Source organism: Nocardia otitidiscaviarum (assembly GCF_007362295.1).
In the GTDB taxonomy this organism is placed as follows: domain Bacteria; phylum Actinomycetota; class Actinomycetes; order Mycobacteriales; family Mycobacteriaceae; genus Nocardia; species Nocardia otitidiscaviarum.
Map to the genome: position 1 here is coordinate 284559 of NZ_CP041695.1, position 20751 is coordinate 305309.

Sequence of the window (20751 nt, forward strand, 5' to 3'; positions counted from 1 at the left end):
TCGGGCGGCTACCAGGGTGTGGCGGTGAGGCCGAGTCGGCCGAGAGTGGTGCTGGCGAGGTCGCGTAGGTCCGCGGCGGTGGGGATGTGTTGGGGGTCGAGGCCGACCAGTCCGAGGGTGTAGGTGTCGGCGATGCGGGTGAAGTAGGTGGAGAGGCGGGTGCGTGGGAAGGTGTCGGCGCGCAGGCCCGGATGGATGGCGCGGGCCGCCACGCCTGTGCACTGGTGTGGGCCGAGGGTGAGCAGCGAGTCCGGGAGGGTTCCGATATTGGAGCACAGGATGTCTCGCTCGCCCGCGCCGCGGGCCAGCGCGTGCGCCCAGCGGTCCGGGAGCACCTGGAGTAGTTCCTCGGGCATACCGCCCGGGCTGGTCATGCGGTGTTCGTAGGCGGCGCGGGCGCGGTGGCGGATGGTGGCCGGGGTGTCGGTGCGGCGCACGGCGATCTCGGTCATGGCGAGGTCGTTGTCCACCCGGGGTTCGTCGCGGGTGTCCACCGGGAGGCTGACGGCGATCTCGGGCTCGGGAAAGCCCGTGGACCACAGCATATTCGCCACCGCGTGCACGAAGAGACTGTTGGCGGTGCCGCCGTGGGCGACGGCAACGCGGTTCCAGTCGCGGGCCGGTATCTGGAGTACGGCGCTGCGCGGGGCGGCGTCCGGGTGGCCGGACGGTATTTCTCGCGCCGGGGGAGACGGTGGTCGGCGGGGGATGCCGCGGCGCAGTGCGCGGGCGGTGCCGCCCAGCACGACGGACCATTGGCGGCGGGCGTCCGCCCAATCCGAGTGGGGGGCCGCGGGTGTCGCCAGCGGTGTGCCCGCCAGCGCGTTGTCCACGGCCAGGGTGAGAGCGCGGCCGTCGGCCAGGGCGTGTGAACACGTCAGGGCGACAACGGATCCGCCGTCGTCGATCGGTGCGGCCGAGAGCCGCCAGCCCGGACCGAATTCCGGATCGAGGTCCGCACCCTGACCGTCGGCCCACTCCAGCAGGGTGTGCGCGGCCAGCGGCTCCCCGGCCAGCACCAGCGGATGCGCCCAACCGGTCACTTGCCAGCGCGGCCGTGCCCCCGGAATCCGCGATCGCACCACCCGCCGCCCCAGCGGCCCCGTCCGCAACGCCTCGTGCACATCCCGCAGCAACTCCGACCCCACCCGGTCGGCGGTACGCCAAATCCCCTGCAGCGCGATCGGCGTACCCATACCCCGATGCGCCCGCAGGAACATCTCGTCCACCACGGTCAGCCGGTTCATCGCAGGCAGCGTACCGACCGGTACCGACAACCGGCGAGCCTCGATTCCGGCCGAGCCGATCGGTGCCGCCGAACCCAGATCGCATCGGCCCACCTGACGTCGGCGCATCCGACTCGCCCGACTACGGCGCCTGTCGGTGCGATAGCCGCAACGATTTGTGCGGCGGCCACATAGTTCGCGCGCCGGTTCACGGTGGCCGCACCGGTTGGTGCGGTGGTTACGCTGGTTCGCGCGCTGGTTCGCGCGCTGGTTCGCGCGCTGGTTCGCGCGCTGGTTGTGCAGCGGTTACGCCGGTTCGCGCGACGTTCGCGCCTCCGGCTCGTGCGGTGGTCGCATCGATCGGCGGGGCGGTCGCGGTGGATCGGTGTACGCCGGGTGCGGTGCTGGTGTGTTTTGCCGTGAATGGCTTCGGTGGGTGGGCGGTTCGCCCCGCGGTCACGCACTCGCCCGGCGCGTCCGAGTCGGTTTGCCTGGTCTGGACGCCGTCGATCGGTTGTGGCCGGGCGGGCGCGGCGCGGTCGGGTCAGGCCGGGCTGCCGCCGCGGCCCGCGCCCGCGGCGAAGCGCTGGGCTCCGTCGAGCGCGCCGTCGGCGAGGGCGGTCATGCCGTGGCGAAACTCGTTGCGGAGGGCGGCGGTCTCGTCGAGGCCGTCCTGTTCCAGCACCGACATGCGGTCCGAGCGCAGGCAGGTTTGCGGGAGGGTGGCGAGTTGGGCGGCGAGTTCCTCTGCGGCGCGGCGGGATTCGCCGGGCGGGACGACCTGGGTGACCAGGCCGATCTGCAGGGCCTCCGCCGCGCCGACGGCCCGGCCGGTGAGGATGAGGTCCATGGCGCGGCCGGTGCCGATGATGCGCGGCAGGCGAATCGTGCCGCCGTCGATGAGGGGTACGCCCCAGCGGCGGCAGAACACGCCGAAAGTGCTGTCCTGCTCGGCGATTCGCAGATCACACCAGAGCGCGAGTTCGAGCCCGCCCGCCACGGCGTAGCCGGAGACGGCGGCGATGACGGGTTTGGACAGCCGCATGCGGGTCGGACCCATGGGTCCGTCGCCGTCCTCGGCCGCGCGATTGGACCGTTCGGTGCCGAGCGCCTTCAGGTCCGCCCCGGCGCAGAAGGTGCCGCCCTCGCCCCACAGCACCGCCACGGCGGCGGTCGGGTCGGCGTCGAATTCCCGGAAGGCGTCGGCCAGCGCCGCGGCCGTGGGTCCGTCCACGGCATTGCGGGCTTCGGGGCGGTGCAGGATCACGGTGGTCACGGGGCCGTTGCGTTCGACTCGTACGCTCACGGGACCGACCATACGCCGTACACACGGCCGTGCACACACCCTTGCGCGAAGAAATGAATCCGTGCTTCACTTCTTTCGTGGCGTATCGCAGAACCCCCGCTGTGCAGGCCCGCTTGGACGCCCAGGCCGGGGCGATCGTGCGGGCCGCCATGAAGGTGCTCTCCGAACAGGGATTCGCCGGACTGTCCATGGCCACCGTCGCCGCCGCGGCCGGTGTCGCCACCGGCACCGTCTACAAGAACTTCAGCGGCAAGGCCGAACTGGTGACCGCCGTCTTCCGCGAGGTCGTCACCCGCGAGGTCAGCGCCGTGGCCGACGCCAGTGCCGACGGCGGCGTGGTGGAGCGGGTCACCGCCGCCGTGGAGACCTTCGCCGGACGCGCCCTGAAGAATCCCAAACTCGCCTACGTACTGCTGGCCGAACCGGTGGACACCGCCGTCGACACCGAGCGACTGCGTTTCCGCCGGGCCTTCGCCGACACCTTCGAAACCGCCGTGGCCGACGGCGTCGCCAATGGCCAACTGCCACCGCAGGATCCACGCACCAGCGCCACCGCCCTGGTCGGCGCGATCGGTGAGGTGCTGGTCGGTCCGCTGGCCCAGGAACTGCCACGCGAGACGGTGCTGCCCGATCTCGTCGCCTTCGCACTGCGCGCCCTCGGCGTGCGGGCATCCTCGACATAGGAGTCACCCATGCACACCCACGACGTGTTCAACCAGGTGCCGAACATAGTCCCCTTCGACAACTCTCGCAATCCCGCGCTGCTCGAGGGCCTGCACCGCGAGGGCGCGGGCTGGGCCGAGGACGAGGTGCGCGAGCTCGGCGCGCTCGCCGGGGGCGCGCGGGCGCAGGAGTGGGGACGGCTGGCCAACGACTATCCGCCGGTGCTGCGCACCCACGACCGCTACGGCCACCGGGTGGACGAGGTGGAATTCCATCCGCACTGGCACGATCTGATGCGGGTGGCGGTGGAACACGGCCTGCACGGCACGCCCTGGCAGGACGACCGCGCCGGTGCGCACGTCGCGCGCGCCGCCAAGTTCTACACCTGGGGTCTGGCCGACGCGGGCCATATGTGCCCGATCTCCATGACCTACGCGGTGATTCCGGCGCTGCGGCACAATCCGGAACTCGCCGCGAAGTACGAACCGCTGTTGGCGTCGCGGGTGTACGACTACGGCCTGCGGGAGCCGTCCGGCAAGGCCGGTCTCATCGCGGGCATGTCCATGACCGAGAAGCAGGGCGGTTCCGACGTCCGCGCCAACACCACCACGGCCACACCGCAATCCGACGGCACGTACCGCATCGTCGGCCACAAGTGGTTTACCTCCGCGCCCATGTCGGACATGTTCCTGACCCTCGCGCAGGCCCCCGGCGGCCTGTCCTGCTTCCTGCTGCCGCGCGTGCTGCCGGACGGTTCGCGCAATCCCCTTCGCCTGCAACGGCTCAAGGACAAACTGGGCAACAAGTCCAACGCCTCCTCGGAGATCGAGTACGAGAACGCCACCGGCTGGCTGGTCGGCGCGGAGGGCGCGGGCGTGAAGACCATTATCGAGATGGTCAATATGACCCGCCTGGACTGCGTGATCGGCTCGGCCACCGGCATGCGCGCCGGGGTGGTGCACGCGGTGCACCACGCCCGCCACCGGGACGCCTTCGGCAAGAAGCTGATCGACCAGCCCGCCATGCGCAATGTGCTGGCCGACCTGGTGGTCGAATCCGAGGCCGCCACCACGGTCATGATGCGGCTGGCGGGTGCGACCGACCGCGCCGCGACCGATCCCGCCGAGGCCGCCTTGCGCCGGATCTCCCTGGCCGTCACCAAGTACTGGGTGTGCAAGCGTGCCCCCGCGCATGCCGCCGAAGCGCTGGAATGCCTGGGCGGCAACGGCTACGTGGAGGATTCCGGGATGCCGCGGCTGTACCGGGAGGCCCCGCTCATGTCCATTTGGGAGGGCTCCGGCAATGTGGCGGCCCTGGATGCCCTGCGCGCCATGGGACGTCAGCCCGAAACGGTCGAGGCGTATTTCGACGAGGTGTCACGGGCGCGCGGGGCCAATCCGCACCTGGACGCGGCCATCGACCGAATCGGCAAGGAACTCACCGATCTCGCCGATATCGAGTACCGGGCGCGCCGCGTGGTGGAGTCGATGGCGCTGGTGCTCCAGGGCGCGCAGCTGGTGCGGCACGGCAACGCCGCGGTCGCGGACGCCTTCTGCGCCACGAGATTCGGCGGTGACTGGGGCGTCGCGTTCGGCACCCTGCCGACCGGCATCGACACCGAGGCGATCCTGCAACGCGCCTACGTGAGCTGACCGCCCGTCGGGGACGTCCGGGGGGAGCGCCCCTAGGCGCGGCTGTGCCGCTGCCGATCGCCGGTGGTTTTGCGCCGGGCCGGCGGGTCGAAATGCGGTGCGCGGGGCGATTCTCCGCCGACCTTTGCGACCACCTCGGCGGCGAGTTCGGCGACCTTGCGGTTGGTGCGCTGGGAATGCTCGCGCAGCAGGGTGAAAGCGGTGTCCCGGCTACAGTGCCGCTGCCCCATGATGATTCCCAGTGCCAGGTCGATCGTGGACCGTGAGGCCAGGGCGCCGTACAGCTGTTCGGCCAGCCGGGCCTGTCGGGAGCTGGCGATCGCCACCGGCAGCAGCACCCGCAGATGCCGGGCGGTCTCGGAGATCGCGTGCACCGTGGGCGGGTCGAAGCCCGCGGGCCGAGTGGTGTGCACCGCCAGGATGGCATCCGGTTCGCCGTCGGTGGGCAGTCGGCACACGGACACCGCCGTGACCCCCAGGGACAGCAGGTACCGCAGATAGGGGTGTGCCGGTCCGGTGGCCGCCGTCGTCTCCACCACCGATTCCGGTCGGTCCGGGTATTCGGGTTCCAACCACGGAACCGGCATTCCACGGCCGGGCCCCAGCCGCAGATTCTGTGCGCCCGCCGAGAGCCCCTCCGCCGCGGCATGATTGACCGATACCGGCGGCGAGCGGTCAGTCGCGAGGGGCAGCATGGTGGCCACGGTCTCGGCGGTTTCGTTCAGCACCGCGTCGATGTCCTCGGCCGTGAGCAACAGGGCGGTGAGGGCGGTCATGCCGCTGGTGAGGGCGTTCGTCATCGGTCGTCGCTCATCGAGTCGGTACCGGGTCGTTCCGCCGCGTCGCCGACCAGGTGGCGCGCGAGGTCGGTAACCGTGCGATCCTCCGCGTACGCCTGCGCCCGCAATACCGACAGCGCGGCGTCCGCCGAGCAGCCGTATTGCGCGGCGATCATGCCGACGGCGAGATTGACCGCGGTGAGCGGATCCGGCTCGGCGGGGTCGGCGTCGTTCAGGGGGATGCCCGCCTCCCAGACGGTGAGGCCGATGTTCAGGGCGATCGCGTCCGCGATCTGGTCGACCGCCGCCGTCGACGGGTCCGCGGTCGAGTCGACCGTGAAACCACACAGCGTCCCGTAGCGTCCGATCGGCGTCGGCAGGGGCGTTGCCATGACCGCGCGCACGCCCAGGGCGGCGACGGCGGGGCCGTAGTGTGGCCAGCGCCGCGCCATGCCGCCCGCCGCGACCAGGAGCGGGGTCGGGCTGTACAGGGCGTCCCGGGCCGGGCCCTCGCCGAACGTCAATTCGATATCGTGCGCGGCGCGCGCGGTGGGGCCGGAGGTCGCGACGAGAAGCTCATGGTGATCGTGGTCGAACAGTGCGACGGATACGTCGTCCATGCGCAGCCGGGCGGCGGCCGCGGCCAGGAACACCGGCCGCAGCCCGGCGTGTTCGGCGTCGTGCCAGCGTTGCAGCCGCATGGCGTGCAAGCGGTGCAGCCGCGCGCTGGCGAAGTGCCGCGCCGCCATGCGCCGGTGCAGGGCGGCCATCCGCTCCCGGAACGGCCGCATGGTCTCCGGTGGGCGGTCGGCTTCGCGCTCGTATTTCTCGGCCAGCTCCGTGGCGCGGGCGGCCCGTCGTAGGTCGGTGGCGAATTCGTGCCACTCCTGCCGGATCTCGTCCGGCGTCTCCGGATGCGAGGGCATGTTCATACTGCTTCCATCAACAGCACCAGCCCGTCAAGGCTGCCGTTCAGCGGTGTACAGCTCACCGTGCACACGATCGGGCGGCCGAGCGGATCGGTCGCCTCCAGTTCGATCGGCCCGGACGAACTCGCCGATTCGAGACATGATTCGATGGTGCCCCGCAACCGCGATACCGGCAATCCACAGTCCAGGTCGGCGAAGGGCCGCTGGTAGACCTCGTCCGCTCGCAGGCCACACAGCCGCTCCGCGCCTCGGTTCCAGCTATGGATCCGTAACTTGCTGTCCAACACCACGATTCCGGCTTCGACGCTGGCCAGCACACCCTCCAGGAACTTCCTGGCCTCGTCCAGCTCCGCGGTGCGGATCCGCAGTTCCTCGTTCATGGTTTCGAGTTCCTCGTTGCCGGACTGCAATTCCTCGTTGATGGTCTCCAATTCCTCGTTCGTGGACCGCAGTTCCTCGTTGGTGGTCTCCAACTCCTCGATGCTGGACTGCAGTTCCTCGTTGGTGGTCTCCAGCTCCTCGTTCGTGGACCGCAATTCGTAGGAGATGCGCTCGAGCTCCGCCTGCTTGTCCTCGAGGTCGTGCCCCAGTCGGGTGGTGCGAGTCGTGTCGGTGAACGTGACGAGCACGCCGAGCGTGGAGCCGTCGTCGGCCCACAGTGGTTCGACCCGCACCTCCCAGCATCGCGGCGTTGCCGTCCTGAGGTCGGTTCCGGTCACGGCGACCCGGACGGCGTGGCGCTCGCTCACCGCACGCGCGATGAGCGGCTGCAGGTCGGCGGGACGGTAGGCGATTTCCAGCTCGTTGAGCGGCCGCCCTTCGACCCGGTTGATGTCGAACCGCTCGCGCATCCTGCCGTTGGCCACCACGATCACACCGGCCGCATCGACCGCGAGCGCCGGGAACGGCGCGTACTCCAGCGCGAGTGCGCTGAAACGCGCTCGGCGCTCCGCCTGCTCCTGCTCGGGCGGCACGGTGCCCAGCCGCGGTGTGATCGCCGCGAGCACCGAAACGGTGTCGTCGGTTCGCCGCCGATACATCTGGTGTCGGACCTGCACCGGCTCGAACCGGTGGTCGTCGGCGCGCAGGCTCTCGGCCTTGCCCAGAAACAGATAACCCCCCTCCCACACCGCGAAGCTGAAGCGGTCCAGAATCTGCGATTGCGTCTCCGCGGGGAAGTACAGCAGGACGTTGCGGCAGACCAGCAGGTCGAGGCGGGAGATGGGGGCGTCGCGGGTGATGTCGTGCCGACCGAAGATCACGCGGCGGCGCAGGTCGGGCCGGAAGACGTAGTCCGCACCGGAACGGTCGAAGTAGCGTTCGCGCAGCTCGGTCGAGAGCGAGGCCAGCGCGCGCCCGCCGTAGGTGCCGGCCCGCGCCGCGAGCAACGCCGCCTCGTCCACGTCGGTCCCGTAGATCTTGACTCGTTCGACGCACTGCTCGATGCCGATCGCCTCCGCGAAGGTGATCGCCAGCGAGTACGCCTCCTGGCCGCTGGAACAGCCCGCGCTCCACACCCGCAGTTCCTCGCCGGGCTCTCGGGCGGCGAGCAGTTCCGGAATGACGTCGGAACGCAGGTACTGCCATGCCCGCGGGTGGCGGAAACAGCTGGTCGCCTTGCCGAGGACGGCATCGAACAGCCGCGTGAACTCCTCGGCGCTGCTCTCCAGCAGGTCCAGGTAGTCGGCGTAATCCTCGACGCCGACGGCCCGCAGCCGGGTGTCGATACGGCGGACCAGCGCGGACCGCCGGTACCGGTCGACGTCGAAGCCGCGGGATTCGCGCAGGAAGGCCAGCAATTCCTCGAGCGCTCCGCTCACTCGGGCCTCACCTCGACGAGCCGTCGGATGGCAGCGGGGATATCGCCGAGCGGCAGCACGAGATCGGCCGCGCCCGCGGCGATAGCCGCCGTGGGCATGCCGTCGAAGCGTGCTTCGTTCGGGTCCTCGACGATGACGGTGCCGCCGCGGTTTCTGACCTCCTTGGCTCCCGCCGCGCCGTCGTTGCCCGAACCGGTCAATACGCAGGCGATGGCCCGGGGCCCGTAATGGTCGGCGACGGATTCGAAGAGCACATCCGCGGAGGGGCGCACGAAATGCACCGGCTCCTCGTCGGACAGCAGTAACTGACCGCACGGCCCCACCCGCATGTGATGGGCGGGCGGCGCCAGGTACACCGTGCCCGGCTCGATTCGCTCGCCGCCGCACACCAGCCGAACCGGTAGCCGAGACCTACGGGTGAGAATATCGGCGAGCAGGGTGGGGTGGCGCGGGTCGAGATGCTGCACCAGCAGCACCGGGACCGGCAGGTCGGCGGGCAGACTGCCGACGACATGGATCAGCGCGGCGGGGCCGCCCGCGGATGCGGCGACGGCCACCACGTCGAAGTTCGAGGTGGAGGGCGCTGCGGTGTCCACGATCCGATCGTGCCCGTCGGGCTGTCGCGCCGACCAGGGCACAAAGACCTCAGCGGGGCAGCGACGGGCAGTGACCGCGGCGGTGTCGAGCACGGACGGGGAACGGTGGGCGGGTGGAGTGCGACACATGTGATACCACTTTCTGTAGCGGTATCCGACAGCTACGAATCATACTGCGCAACAATCGATTCCGAAGGAACTCCGGCGATACCGAGTGGGCGGTTCGCCGGGTGAGGAAGAGCACGGACCGTTGGTGCTGTGTCGACCGCGCGGGCGGCAATAGATTGGGGGTACGCGCTCGACGGGGAGCGCGGCAGCGCGGGGTTAGGACGGCGTTCGATGGGTGAGTACACGCAGTTCATCGCACTTCCGGCGGAACGGCTCTGGGAAGTGGTGGGGGACCCGAGGCAGTGGCCGCGGTGGAATCCGGCGGTCACGTCGGTGACGCTGGCGGGGCCGCCCGAGGTGGGTGTGACAGGTGGGTACCTGCCGCGAGGGCCGGTCTACGAGGCGGTGCACAAACGCTTCGCCGATCCGTTCACGATCACCACGGTGGTGCCGGGCCGACGCCTGGTGCTCGAGCAGCCCGAACCCGCCGGGACCATGCGGGTGGAGTGGACGCTCACACCACGCACCGGCGGGACGGTGGTCGGGCAGCGGATCACCTTCGTCGGCGCGTCGGCGGCGGTGGCGCGGACGGTGGTCGGCGGTCTGCTGGAGGCCGACGCCCGCGTCGGGTTCGCGCGACTGGCTCGGGCCGCCGGACTGGAACCCGCCGCGGACGCGCTCACGGTGGTGATCGCCGGGGGCAGCGGTGCGCTGGGCCGGAGCCTGGCCACGGATCTGGTGTGCCGGGGGCAGCGGGTGACCGTACTCACCCGGCGCGCGGACGCGAGCTCGCCGTTCACCCAGGTGGAGTGGGATGGCCGCAGCCAGGGCGAGTGGGTCGCGGCGCTGCGCGGTCCGGGGCGGACCGCGCTGGTGAACCTGGCGGGCAAGCTGGTGGACTGCCGTCCGACCGAACGGAATATCGCCGTACTGCGCGACAGCCGGGTGGATTCCACGGCCGCACTGGTCGCGGCGTCGAAAACCCTGGACCGGCCGCTCGACCACTGGGTGCAGGCCAGCACCACGGCCATCTGGTCGGACGCGGGGGAGACCCGCTGCACCGAACGCACGCCGCTGCCGGTCGGCCTGCCGCAGATGACGGGCGTCGCCGAACCGTGGGAGCGGGCCTTCGACGGGGCCGCGGCCGAACACCGGACGATTCTGCGCACCTCCATCGTGTTGGATCCCGATGCCCCCGCCGTGCGCGGGCTGGCGGCGCTGACCAAGGCGGGGCTGGGCGGCCGGGTCGGCAGCGGCGAGCAGTGGTTCAGCTGGATCCACCGCGAGGACTGGCTGGCCATCGTCCGGGCCGCCCTCGGAATGACCCCGGAGGTCACGCTGCCCGGCGGAATCCTGGTGGCCGCCACCGATTTTCCGGTGCGCAACCGGGAACTCATGGCCGCGCTGCGGCGTCGCCTGCACCGGCCGCCCGCACCGCCCACGCCGGCGGCCGTACTGCGGATCGGCGCGGTGGTGCTGCGCACCGACGCGGCCCTCGGGCTCACCGGCCGCCATGCCACCTCGGAGGTGCTGCGGCAGGCCGGATTCCGCTTCCGCTATCCGACGCTCGACGAAGCCCTGGCCGAAATCCTGCCGGGCTGAACCGGATACGGGCGATCGCCCGATAGCGCCACGGCACACCCGTCCCTAGCGTTGGTGTGTTCGTCGGAGGGAGTCGCAATGGGCAGGGAAGCCATCGTCGTCGGTGGCGGTATCGGGGGACTGGCGGCGGCCCGCGCGCTGGGGCTGCGCGGGTGGGAGGTCGCGGTGCTGGAGAAGGCCCGTGACTTCGGTGCGGTCGGTGCGGGAATCTCGATCTGCCCCAACGGTCTGCGCGCCCTGGACGCCCTCGGGCTCGGCGCTGTCGTCCGGGCGCGTGCCCTGGCGGAGACCACGGCGGGCATCCGCACCCCCTCGGGCCGCTGGCTGTCGCGCACCGACACCCGCGAGTTCGAACGCCGCTTCGGTCCCCTCGTCGTCCTGCACCGGGCGGATCTGGTGGACAGCCTGCGGGCCGCCGTCCCCGATCGCGCCCTGCACGTGGACACCGAGGTGGAGGAGGTGCGCACGGTCGGAGCCAAGGTGGAGGTGGTGCACCGGCGCGGTACCGCGCGGGCCGATCTGGTGATCGCCGCCGACGGTCTGCACAGCCCGATCCGCACGCGACTGTGGCCCGACGCGCCGCGCCCCCGCTACGTCGGATACACGGCGTGGCGGCTGGTTGTCTCCCCGCCGCGGCCGGTGCGCTCCGGCGGGGAGACCTGGGGGCGCGGCCAACGGATCGGGCTCGCGCCGCTGCCGGACGGTCGGGTCTATCTCTATGCCGCCGCGAGTGTTCCGGCCGGACAGCGCGGCGACGAGGGTGAGCTGGCGGAGCTGCGACGTCGCTTCGGTTCCTGGCACGACCCCATTCCCGAACTGTTGGCGGCCGCCACCGAGTCGGCGGTGCTGCGGCACGACATTCTCGAACTGCCGCATCTGGACAGCTTCGCCAACGGCCGGATCGCGCTGCTCGGCGATGCGGCGCACGCCATGACACCGAATCTGGGCCAGGGCGCGAATCAGGCTCTGGAGGACGCCCTCACGCTGGCGGCCGCGCTCGACGCACACCAGGAGACCGCCGCCGCACTCGCCGCCTACGACCGCGCGCGGCGTCCCCGCGTGCAGGGCATCGCGGAGCGCTCCCATCTCATGGGCGTACTCGCGCACCGGCATTCGCGCCCGGCCGTCGCGGCCCGGAATCTGGCACTGCGGCTGCTCCCGGGCCGGGTGATGCTGAACTCACTGGCGCCCACGCTCGACTGGCATCCACCCCGCTGAGCGCCGCCGACTCCGCTGTGGGCGGTTGCCGCCGCAGCCGATTAGGGCATTCGCCCGATACCGGCGCGACCGCCGTCTTCCTAGTCTGGTGATCGGCGGTACGGCATCCCTCGCTGCACCGCCGATCCGTCCGCGACCGTCACCGGTCGTGGACGGCCGGTGTGGCGAGGCGGCCTCCCCCGAACTCGACGTCCGCCTCGTCACCACGGGCTCCGTCCGGACCGTCACGGGCTCAATTCAGCTCCAGGCGGGCCAGTTCCACTCGATTGGCGACCCCGAGCTTGCGGAAGACCCGCGACAGATGATGTCCCACCGTCTTCGGGCTCAGGAACAGGCGGGTCGCGATCTCCCGATTGGTGCCTCCGGTCGCGGCGAGCCGCGCCACCTGCAATTCCTGCGGTGTCAAAGCCGCGACGGATTCGCGGCCGGTGGCCGCCACCGCACCCGCGGCACGCAGCTCCGCGCGTGCCCGCTCCGCCCAGGAGTTCGCGCCCACCCGGTCGAAGGAGTCAGCGGCCGTGTGCAATTCGGTGCGCGCGGCGGCGAGGCGGTGCTGGTGGCGCAGCCATTCGCCGTACAGCAGCCCGGTGCGGGCCCGATCGAACCAGCGGCCCGCGGCGGTATGCAGGTCCAAGGCTCGGGTGTAGGCATCCGGGTCGCCCGTCAGTACCGCCCGCCCGCGCAGCAGCAGCGCCTGTGCCCACGGGGCATCCAGTGCCGCGGCCCAGATCCGCAGGGCGTCCAGCGGTTCCCGGGCCCGCTCCGGCCGGCCGGTGCGCACCGCGGCCTCGATGCGGTCGGCGTAGACGGACAACCACTGGCCGTGCCGATTCATCGGGGTGCGGTCCAGGGCCTCCATCCGGTCCAGTGCGGATTCGAAGTCTCCGCGAGCCATATCCAGTACCGCCACCGCCCAATCGAATTGGGTGCGGTGCATGGCGGCGATGGGCGGCCCCTGCCGGTACCTCTCGACCAGCTCCAGGCAGCGTGCGGCATCGCCCATCGCGGCGGCGGTCAGCGCCAGTGCCGCGGCCGCGTGGGTGCCGCGCACCGGCTGGTCGGCATGGTCGCCGAGCTGGGCGGCCTCGGTGGCCAGCAGCTCCGCCTCGCGAAACCGCCCGGCCATGAATTCCACCTGGGCCACGCGTGATTCGACGGTGGCCAGCCAGCCCGCCGCACCCTGGGCGCGGCAGTCCTCGGCGAGTTCGGTGAGCAGGTCGCGGGTGGCGTCGGTATCGCCGAGCACAATCGCCTGCGTCGACAGCACCAGGCGCACCACCGGATCCCGCTGCCGCAGCTCGGATGCGGTGGCCCGGTTGCGGCGCAACAGCGCGATGCCATCGGTCGGATCGTCGGCGTACAGACCCAGCGCGCCGTCGTAGGCGAGCAGGAAGCGGTCGCGGTCCGGGCTCGGCGGCAGCTCCCGCAGCTGGTCGCGCGCCTCCCGCAGCGCGCCCAGATCGGCTGCGGCCCAGGCGCATCGACCGGCCTCGAGGAGGAGTACCGCCGCACGCTCGGGGTCGGTCGCCGCCACGGCCGCCGCTCCCGCGCGCAGCAGTCGATACGCCCGCTCCGGTGCGCCGCGCTCGATCGCCGTGTACGCCCGGACCCTGGCGATCCGGGCGCGCCACACCGGATCGGCGGGCAGCGGTGCGAGCTCGTCGGCCAGCCGTTCGGCGCTGTCGAACCGTCCGGCGCTGGCCGCGTTCTCCAAGGCTTCGACCAGACGCCGGGCGCGTTCGCGCGGAGCCGGTGACAGCTGTGCGGCGCGCTCCCACGTGCTGGCCGCCGCCCCGTGCCCACAGCGATCCCGCGCCCGCACTGCGGCCGATTCCAGTGCGGCCGCGACGGTTTCGTTCGGCTCTCGAGCAGCCTCGGCCAGGTGCCAGGCTTGCCGGTCCGGATCGTCGGCGAGCGCCGTGGCGAGTGCCGCATGCACCGCGCGCCGCGCGTCGGCGGGCGCGCTGCGGTACGCCGCGGCCCGCATGATCGGATGTCGGAACAGCACGCGCTGCCCCGAGATATCGACGAGGCCGCCGCGCTCCGCCGCCGCGAGCGCATCGGGACCGGCCCCGAGCGCGGCCAGCACCCGCAGCACCGTGGCCAGCTCACCGGCGTCGTCGGCGGCGGCCACCAGCAGGGCCCGCCGCGCCGCCTCCGGCAAGGCCGCGATGTGCTGCTGATATCCGGCCAGCAGCCGATCGCTGAGCGCCAGCGGACCCACCTGCGACAGCCCGGGATTCATGCCCGGCAGCTCCAGCAGTGCCAGCGGGTTGCCCGCCGCCTCCGCGAGCACCCGGTCACGCACCTCGACCGGCAGCATCGGGAAGTGGTCCGCCAGCAGCGTTCGCGCCTGTTCGGAATTCAGCGGGGCCGGACACAGGCGCTCGAGCCCCGGCGCGCGGAACGGCGCTCGACCCGCGAACAGCAGCACGACGCTCTCCGTGCCCAGTCTGCGGGCCGTGAACAACAGGGCGTCCAGCGACGACTGGTCCAGCCACTGCGCGTCGTCGATCAGGCACAGCACGGGGGCGTCGGTGGCCAGTTCCGTCAGCAGCGACAGCGTCGCCAGGCCCACCAGGAACCGTTCCGGATTCGCCAGCGGCCGCAGTCCCAGCGCGCAGCTCAGCGCCTCCCGCTGCGGCTCCGGCAGTACATCCAGGTGGGGCAGCGCGGGTTCCAGCAACTGCCGCAGGGCGGTGAAGGGGAGTTCGGCCACGGTCTCGATACCGGTGCAGCGCAGGATCCGCCAACTCGGATCGGTGAGTTCGGCGGCCCGGCGCAGCAGTGCGGATTTGCCCTCGCCGGGACCGGCGAGCACCGCCAGCGCCCCGCTGCGCCCCGCGCGGGCGTCCGAGAGCAGGGTCCGGATGCGATGTTGTTCGGTCGCGCGGCCGTAGAGCATTACCAGCACTTTGCCGCTCGGGCGATCGGGCCGCAATTCACTCCTCCGCCCGGCGACGGCTCACCAGGGTTCGTCGGCCAGCAGTCGCGCCAGTTCGACGCGACTGCGCACCCCGAGCTTCGGAAAGGCCCGATAGAGGTGGTGCCCAACGGTTTTGGGGCTGAGAAACAGGCGTGCGCCGATCTCGTTGTTGGTCGCGCCGAGAGCTGCCAGGCGAACCACCTGGAGTTCCTGCGGAGTGAGCAGTCCCACGCGATGATCATTCGGCGCGGGCGCTGCGGTATCGGTGGGCTCGGCCCCGCCTGCCGCCCGCGACTCGGCCCGTGCCCGCTCCGCCCAGGGCCGCGCGCCCAGCCGTTCGAAGTCCGCCAGCGCCGTCGACAGCCGGGTGCGCGCCTCCCGCACCCGGCGCTCCCGCCGCAGCCATTCGCCGTACAGCAGTGCGGTGCGCGCGTGGTCGAACCCGCGCTGTGCCTTGGCGTGCAGGCGCAGCGCTTCCTCGTACCGGTCGGCGTCGCCGTCCACCAGCGCGCCGCAGCGCAGCGCCAGGCCCCGCACCCACGGATTCTCGGTCGCGGCGGCGAATTCGACGAGTGCCGCGAGCGGTTCGGCGGCCCGCTCCGGCTGTCGCTGGCGCACGGCAGCCTCCACCCGGTCCGCGAGCAGGTGCGGCCACTGGGCCAGCGGCCGGTGCGGGCTGTTGGCCAGCGCCTCACCCCGCGCTACCGCCGCCTCGTAGCGGCCCTGTGCCAGATCCAGGTGCAGCAGTGCCCATTCGGTGTGCGCGGCGTCGATGGTGTTCACCGCGCGGCGCGGGTGCCGCGGCTGCGGGTCGGCCAGCTCCCGGCAGCGATCGGCGTCGCCGCGCACCGCGGCCAGGACGGCCAGGATGGACCGGGCCTGGCGCGCCCGGCTCGGCGTGCCCGTGCAGTCGGCCAACCGGGCCGCCTCCAGGCAGGTGGCCTCGGCATCACGAAAACGACCGAGCAGCAGCTGGATCGTGCCCAGCGCGCCATGCACCGCGGGCAGCCGCCCGGCCATGCCGAGCGTGCTGTACTCGGCGGCCAGATCGGTCAGCAGCGCGTGCGCCTGCTCGATATCGGAGGCGAGGGTGGCCAGCAGGGCCAGCGTGAACCGCGCGGTGGGATCCGGTGCCGACCGCCCGGTTCTCGTGGCGGCGCGAATGAGCGCGACACCGGCGGACTGGGCGCCGGTCGCCAGCTGGATCGGACCCTCCACGGCGGCCAGCAGCGGTGCGGCGGAGGTGCCGAGGGCCAGGTCGGCCAGGTGCTCGCGGGCGCGGAGCAGGCCCGGCAGATCACCGGCGACCCAGGCGGCGCGCGCGGCGTCGAGCAGCAGCAGACCGGCCCGATAGGGCTGCGCGACAGCGGATTCCGCCGCGGCTGCGCGGAACAGATCGTAGGCCGTGCCGAGCGAATCGGATTCGACGGCGATCTGTGCGCGCAGTTCGTGCAGGCGGGTCCGACGCGACGCATCCAGCACCGCGGGGTCCAGCCGGTCGGCGACCACGAGCGCATGCTCGGGCCGTCCCGCCTCCACCAGTGCCGCCATGGCACGAATCAGGCGGCGGGCACCGTGCACCGGATCGGGCGTGAGTCGCGCCGCGCGTTCGAAGGCGGTGGCGGCGGCACCGTGGGCGCTGCGGTCGGCGGCCCGCAGCGCTGCGGCTTCCACTGCGGCGGCGACGGTTTCGTCCGGTGCGGCGGTCGCGGCGGCCAGATGCCAGGCCCTGCGGTCCGGATCGTCGGCCAGTACCCCGGCCAGCGCCGCGTGCACGGTCTGGCGACTGGTGAACGGAGCCAACCGGTAGGCGGCGGAGCGCTTGAGCGGATGCCGGAAGGTCACGCGGGTGCCGGAGACGACGACCATGCAGGAGTGCTCGGCTGCCACCAGTGCGTCATCGCTCAGCCCGAGCCGGCGCAGGGCGCGTCGCACCACGGTGACGCACCCGGTCTCGTCGGCCGCCACCACCAGGAGTGCCAGCCGCGTCGAGTCATGCTGAGCCGCAATATGTTCGCAGTAACCCGCATAGAGCCGTTCGGGCAGCGGCAGGGGCTCCACCGGCAGTGCGTCGAGATCCATGCGCGGCAATTCCAGGATGGCCAGCGGGATTCCGGCCGCCTCGGCGAGCACCCGGTCGCGCAGGTCGGGGGCGAGCTGCGGAAACCGCTCATCCAACAGGGTTCGGGAGTGCGCGGTGTCGAGCGGGCCCAATCGCACTACCGGCAGCGCGGTGCGGTACTCCGGTCGCGCCGCGAAGATCAGCGCCACCGCCTCGGCATCGAGCCGATTCGCGGCGAAGTGCAGGGCGTCCACCGAGGGGCAGTCCAGCCACCACGCATCGTCGATCAGGCACAGCAGCGGCTGCTCGGCGGCGATCTCGGCCAGCAGTTCCAGGGTGGCCAGGCCGACCGCGATGCGGTCGTTCGAGGGATTCGACGCGGCGGCGCTCAGGCCGAAGGCCCGGCGCAGGATGCCGCGATGTGGTTCGGCGAGGGCATCGAGCCGGTGCAGGAACGGTTGGAGGAGCAATTGCAGCCCGGCGAACGGCAATTCGGACTCGCTCTCGACTCCGGTGCAGCGCAGTACCAGCACCGAGTCGGGGGCCGCCGCTGCCGCGTACTCGAGCAGCGCCGACTTGCCCGTGCCCGGATCGCCGAGCACGGCGAGTCCACCACCGCGACCCGCGGCGGCAGCCGCGGTGAGGGCCGCGATGCGGTGTATTTCCGCGGTGCGGCCGACCAGGGACGGCGCCGCGGGACGCGGCGAGTCGGGAGTCGGTGGGTCGAGTGTTCGCGCGGTCATAATCGGTCATTCTCTTTGGACCGACCGACCGTTTCGGTATGTGCGGCCGACCTGCGCGCACGGAGCGAAATCAGAACGTTCACCATTTGCTGATTCCCGGTCCGGGACATAGGTTGTCGCATGTGCTGTTCGGTCGTGTCAAAGAAATACAGCACATCCACAACCTGCTCGACGACGCACGGGCGGGCCACGGTCGTGTGCTGACCGTGATCGCCGACCCGGGCTTGGGCAAAACCGCGCTGCTGGACGCGGTCGAGGACGCCGCCGCGGGCTGGCGGGTGCTGCGCTGCACCGGTATCGAGAACGGCTCCGACCTGCCCTTCGCGGGCCTGCGCCGGTTGCTGGGGGCTGTGGGGGAGGATGCCGACAACGCTCTGGACGCACTACCGGCACCGCAGCGCCTCGCCCTGGATACCGCACTCGGCCAACTGGTCTGCGACACTGCCGACCGCTTCTGCGTCGGCTTGGCCGTGCTCTCGCTGCTGGCCGAACTCGCCGCGCCCGCTCCGGTACTGTGCCTGATCGACGACGCCCACCTGCTGGACCGCCCCAGCCTGGACGCCCTGCTGTTCGCCGCCCGCCGCCTCGATGCCGAACACCTGGCCCTGCTCTTCGCCGGAGATACCCAACTCCGCGCCGACGGATTGCCCGAACTCCGGCTCGCACCGCTGGACCACGAGTCCGCCGCCGCTCTCCTCGCACACCGCTTCCCGGATCTCACCCCGGACGCGCGCGACCGGGTGTTGCGGGCCGCTGCCGGGAACCCCTTGGCGGCCTCGGAATTTCCCGCCATGGCCGCCGACGGGCCGGTGCGGGGGGACGTGTTGCCGCGGGGGGATGCGGCGAGCGGAGGGCTGTCGCGTGCGGATCGGATGGGCGGAGGTTCATCGCACACTGCTGCCGAGGTAGGCGATGCGGAGGAGCTGACGCGGCGGTTGTGCGCGGGCTACGCGGATCGCATCGCCGGATACCCCGCGGCCGTGCGCACCGCGCTGCTGGTCGTCGCCGCGGAGGAGACCGGCGATCTCGAGCTGGTCGCCCGGGTCCTGGATCGCCTCGGCTACACCGGGGACGCGCTCACCGCCGCGGCGGACACCGGCCTGCTGCACCGATCCGGGCAGGCCGTGACCTTCCGGCATCCGCTCCAGCGCACGGCCGCCTACCGGGCGGCGGATGCGGCCGACCGGACGGCGGTGCACCTCGCCCTCGCCGCCGAACTCGGCCACGATCCGGTACGCCACGCCTGGCAGCTGGCCCACGCCCGCACCACACCGGACGAAACCGTCGCCGCCGCACTGGAGGCCGCCGCCGACTACGCGTGCGCGCACACCGCGCACGCCAGCGCCGTCAGCGCCCTCGAAGCGGCCGCCCGGCTCACGCCCGATCTCGTCGTGCGGGGCCGCAGGCTCACCCGCGCCGTGGAGACCGCACTCGCGGCCGGATGCGCCGACCAGGCCCTGCGGCTCGCCGACACGGCCGAACAGCTCTGCCTCGCACCGGGGGAGCGGGCGCGGATACTCGGCGTCCGGGCGACGATCGAATTCGAGGTCGGGTCACCGCACCGGGCCTATCAGATCATGCTCGACGCCGCCGAACACGTCGCCGACCTCGACCCGCAACGGGCCGCGTGGCTGCTCATCGATGCGGGCCGGATCGCGTGGACCGCAGGCGATCTCGCGGATTTCCGGACGGCGTACCACCGGCTGGCGGAGCTGGCCCTCGGGCCCATGCGGGAGCCGCTGCTGTCCGCGCTGCGAGGACCGATGGTCATGCAGACCGGCGACCCGGTCGGCGGGATCGCGCTGATCCGGGCGAACGTGGCCTTCGGGCGGACGGTGCCGCTGGAGATGATCTCGCTGCGGCACGCGTTCGCGGCGCAGTCGGCGCTCATCGGGGATATGGAGGTCGCGCGGGAACAGCTCACCGAACTGGCCGGGCTGGTGTGTGAGCGCGGCATGATCACCTGGTGCCCGTCGGTGGGCTGCGTCCTGGCCAATGCGGAACTCATCCTGGGCCGATTCCGGGAGGCGGAAATCATTGCCGCCCACAGCCTCCGGGTCGCCGCCGACACCGGGCAGCCGGGGCGGGTGGCGACGGCGGAGGCGCTGCTCGCCATGATCGCGGCCGTGCGCGGCGACGAGGCGCGGTGCCGGGAGCTGGCGGGGCGCACACTGCGGCACGAGCCCGGCGACTTCAACGCCATCGATGTCACCCACGGGCACTGGGCGCTGGCGCTGCTGGATCTCGGCTACGGGCGCTACCGGCAGGCGCTCGACCGGCTGCGGGAACTGTACGAGCAGCCGAAGCAGGCGCGCGGGCACTGGACCGACCTGCTCGCGGACCTGATCGAGGCGGCAGTGCGGGCACGGCGACCCGATCGGGCCAGCGCCGCCATGTCCGAGATCGACACCTGGGCGGCGGCCCTGGACAAGCCGTGGGCGGAGGGGATCGCCCTGCGGTGCCGGGGGCTGCTGAGCGGTGACGGGGAGCTGTTCGGCAAGGCGCTCGGGCTGCACGCGGCGGCGCAGCGCTGGTACGACCATGCGCGCACCGGGCTGCTCTACGGGGAATGGCTGCGCAGGGAAGGCAGGGAGGCCCAGGCGCGGGCCGCGCTGGCGGAAGCACTGGAGACATTCGAGCGGCTCGGGGCGGTGCCGTGGGCGGATCGAGCCCGCGCGGAGTTGCGTGGGCTGGTGGAACAGGGGGGCGAGACCGGCGCGCCGCGAGAGTCTCGGCCGCCCGGGGAGCTCCGCGTCGTCGATGTCTACCGCGTCGCCGAGGACCGGTGTACCGAGGAGCACCGCGTCGCCGCGGACCGGCGCACCGAGGAGCACCGCGTCGCCGAGGCACACCGCGTGCCAGGGGAGCCGCTGACCACATTCGAACTACAGGTGGTGCGCTTGGCCGCCGCCGGACTCACGGAACGGGATATCGCCGCCAAGGTGTTCCGCAGCGTGCGAACCGTCGGGCACCACCTGGACGCGGCCTGCCGGAAGCTCGGCGTGGACGACCGCGCGACACTGCGCACCGCCTGGTCGGAGTGAGCCGGACGGGCGGCGAGCCCCGGAGGCGCGCTGCCCGGAGCGTGTACGCGCGACGACACGGCCGGTGCGGACCGGCG

At 72.0% G+C, this 20751-nt stretch carries 13 protein-coding genes; 5 read left to right on the forward strand and 8 right to left on the reverse strand.

Annotated elements, in window-relative coordinates; genetic code table 11:
- Nucleotides 1-8: 8 nt before the first annotated feature.
- Together FOH10_RS01015 and FOH10_RS01020 are read right to left on the reverse strand one after the other, a co-directional pair.
- Nucleotides 9-1247, reverse strand: coding sequence for a hypothetical protein (locus FOH10_RS01015; protein ID WP_186000672.1), 1239 nt, complete (start codon nucleotides 1245-1247; stop codon nucleotides 9-11).
- 523 nt (nucleotides 1248-1770) lie between these two features.
- The gene (locus tag FOH10_RS01020) at nucleotides 1771-2544 is read right to left on the reverse strand and encodes a crotonase/enoyl-CoA hydratase family protein (RefSeq protein ID WP_143979266.1); all 774 of its coding nucleotides are present in this window, start codon (nucleotides 2542-2544) and stop codon (nucleotides 1771-1773) included.
- 65 nt (nucleotides 2545-2609) lie between these two features.
- On the opposite strand from FOH10_RS01020, the gene FOH10_RS01025 reads away from it, so the two are divergent.
- The gene (locus FOH10_RS01025; RefSeq protein WP_029931129.1) at nucleotides 2610-3215 is read left to right on the forward strand and encodes a TetR/AcrR family transcriptional regulator; all 606 of its coding nucleotides are present in this window, start codon (nucleotides 2610-2612) and stop codon (nucleotides 3213-3215) included.
- A gap of 9 nt (nucleotides 3216-3224) precedes the next feature.
- Nucleotides 3225-4847: an acyl-CoA dehydrogenase family protein gene (locus FOH10_RS01030; RefSeq protein WP_143979267.1), complete on the forward strand. Its 1623-nt coding sequence runs from the start codon at nucleotides 3225-3227 to the stop codon at nucleotides 4845-4847.
- Between the two features lie 32 nt (nucleotides 4848-4879).
- On the opposite strand, the gene FOH10_RS01035 is transcribed toward FOH10_RS01030, so the two are convergent.
- The 4 genes from FOH10_RS01035 to FOH10_RS01050 are packed head-to-tail and all read right to left on the reverse strand — an operon-like array spanning nucleotide 4880 to nucleotide 8971.
- A complete protein-coding gene (locus FOH10_RS01035; protein WP_143979268.1) occupies nucleotides 4880-5647 on the reverse strand; it encodes an ANTAR domain-containing protein in 768 nt (255 codons plus the stop codon).
- The gene (locus FOH10_RS01040; protein ID WP_143979269.1) at nucleotides 5644-6558 is read right to left on the reverse strand and encodes an ANTAR domain-containing protein; all 915 of its coding nucleotides are present in this window, start codon (nucleotides 6556-6558) and stop codon (nucleotides 5644-5646) included. Before FOH10_RS01040 ends, FOH10_RS01035 begins: the two co-directional genes overlap by 4 nt.
- Nucleotides 6555-8375, reverse strand: a complete 1821-nt coding sequence (locus FOH10_RS01045; RefSeq protein ID WP_143979270.1) for a CheR family methyltransferase — start codon at nucleotides 8373-8375, stop codon at nucleotides 6555-6557. Before FOH10_RS01045 ends, FOH10_RS01040 begins: the two co-directional genes overlap by 4 nt.
- On the reverse strand, nucleotides 8372-8971 hold the full coding sequence (locus tag FOH10_RS01050) for a chemotaxis protein CheB (RefSeq protein WP_221937913.1): 600 nt from the start codon (nucleotides 8969-8971) through the stop codon (nucleotides 8372-8374). Before FOH10_RS01050 ends, FOH10_RS01045 begins: the two co-directional genes overlap by 4 nt.
- Nucleotides 8972-9310: 339 nt before the next feature.
- On the opposite strand from FOH10_RS01050, the gene FOH10_RS01055 reads away from it, so the two are divergent.
- Together FOH10_RS01055 and FOH10_RS01060 are read left to right on the forward strand one after the other, a co-directional pair.
- Nucleotides 9311-10681, forward strand: coding sequence for a DUF1731 domain-containing protein (locus FOH10_RS01055; RefSeq protein WP_143979272.1), 1371 nt, complete (start codon nucleotides 9311-9313; stop codon nucleotides 10679-10681).
- Between the two features lie 78 nt (nucleotides 10682-10759).
- The gene (locus FOH10_RS01060) at nucleotides 10760-11899 is read left to right on the forward strand and encodes an FAD-dependent monooxygenase (RefSeq protein WP_143979273.1); all 1140 of its coding nucleotides are present in this window, start codon (nucleotides 10760-10762) and stop codon (nucleotides 11897-11899) included.
- A gap of 232 nt (nucleotides 11900-12131) precedes the next feature.
- Here the strand turns inward: FOH10_RS01060 and FOH10_RS01065 are convergent, their stop codons facing one another.
- Nucleotides 12132-14840 (reverse strand): ATP-binding protein, encoded by a 2709-nt coding sequence (locus FOH10_RS01065; protein ID WP_143979274.1) that lies wholly within the window; start codon nucleotides 14838-14840, stop codon nucleotides 12132-12134.
- 24 nt (nucleotides 14841-14864) lie between these two features.
- Entirely contained in the window at nucleotides 14865-17630 is a 2766-nt protein-coding gene (locus tag FOH10_RS01070) for a helix-turn-helix transcriptional regulator (protein ID WP_143979275.1), read from the reverse strand.
- Nucleotides 17631-17752: 122 nt separating this feature from the next.
- Here FOH10_RS01070 and FOH10_RS01075 point away from each other — a divergent pair, with 122 nt between their 5' ends.
- Nucleotides 17753-20674, forward strand: coding sequence for a helix-turn-helix transcriptional regulator (locus FOH10_RS01075; RefSeq protein WP_186000673.1), 2922 nt, complete (start codon nucleotides 17753-17755; stop codon nucleotides 20672-20674).
- Nucleotides 20675-20751 lie beyond the last annotated feature (77 nt).

Coding starts and splice junctions, on each gene's coding strand:
- FOH10_RS01020 (WP_143979266.1), bottom strand. CDS start 2,544: ATGGTCGGTCCCGTGAGCGTACGAGTCGAACGCAACGGCCCCGTGACC.
- FOH10_RS01040 (WP_143979269.1), bottom strand. CDS start 6,558: ATGAACATGCCCTCGCATCCGGAGACGCCGGACGAGATCCGGCAGGAG.
- FOH10_RS01030 (WP_143979267.1), top strand. CDS start 3,225: ATGCACACCCACGACGTGTTCAACCAGGTGCCGAACATAGTCCCCTTC.
- FOH10_RS01035 (WP_143979268.1), bottom strand. CDS start 5,647: ATGACGAACGCCCTCACCAGCGGCATGACCGCCCTCACCGCCCTGTTG.
- FOH10_RS01055 (WP_143979272.1), top strand. CDS start 9,311: ATGGGTGAGTACACGCAGTTCATCGCACTTCCGGCGGAACGGCTCTGG.
- FOH10_RS01070 (WP_143979275.1), bottom strand. CDS start 17,630: ATGACCGCGCGAACACTCGACCCACCGACTCCCGACTCGCCGCGTCCC.
- FOH10_RS01060 (WP_143979273.1), top strand. CDS start 10,760: ATGGGCAGGGAAGCCATCGTCGTCGGTGGCGGTATCGGGGGACTGGCG.
- FOH10_RS01015 (WP_186000672.1), bottom strand. CDS start 1,247: ATGAACCGGCTGACCGTGGTGGACGAGATGTTCCTGCGGGCGCATCGG.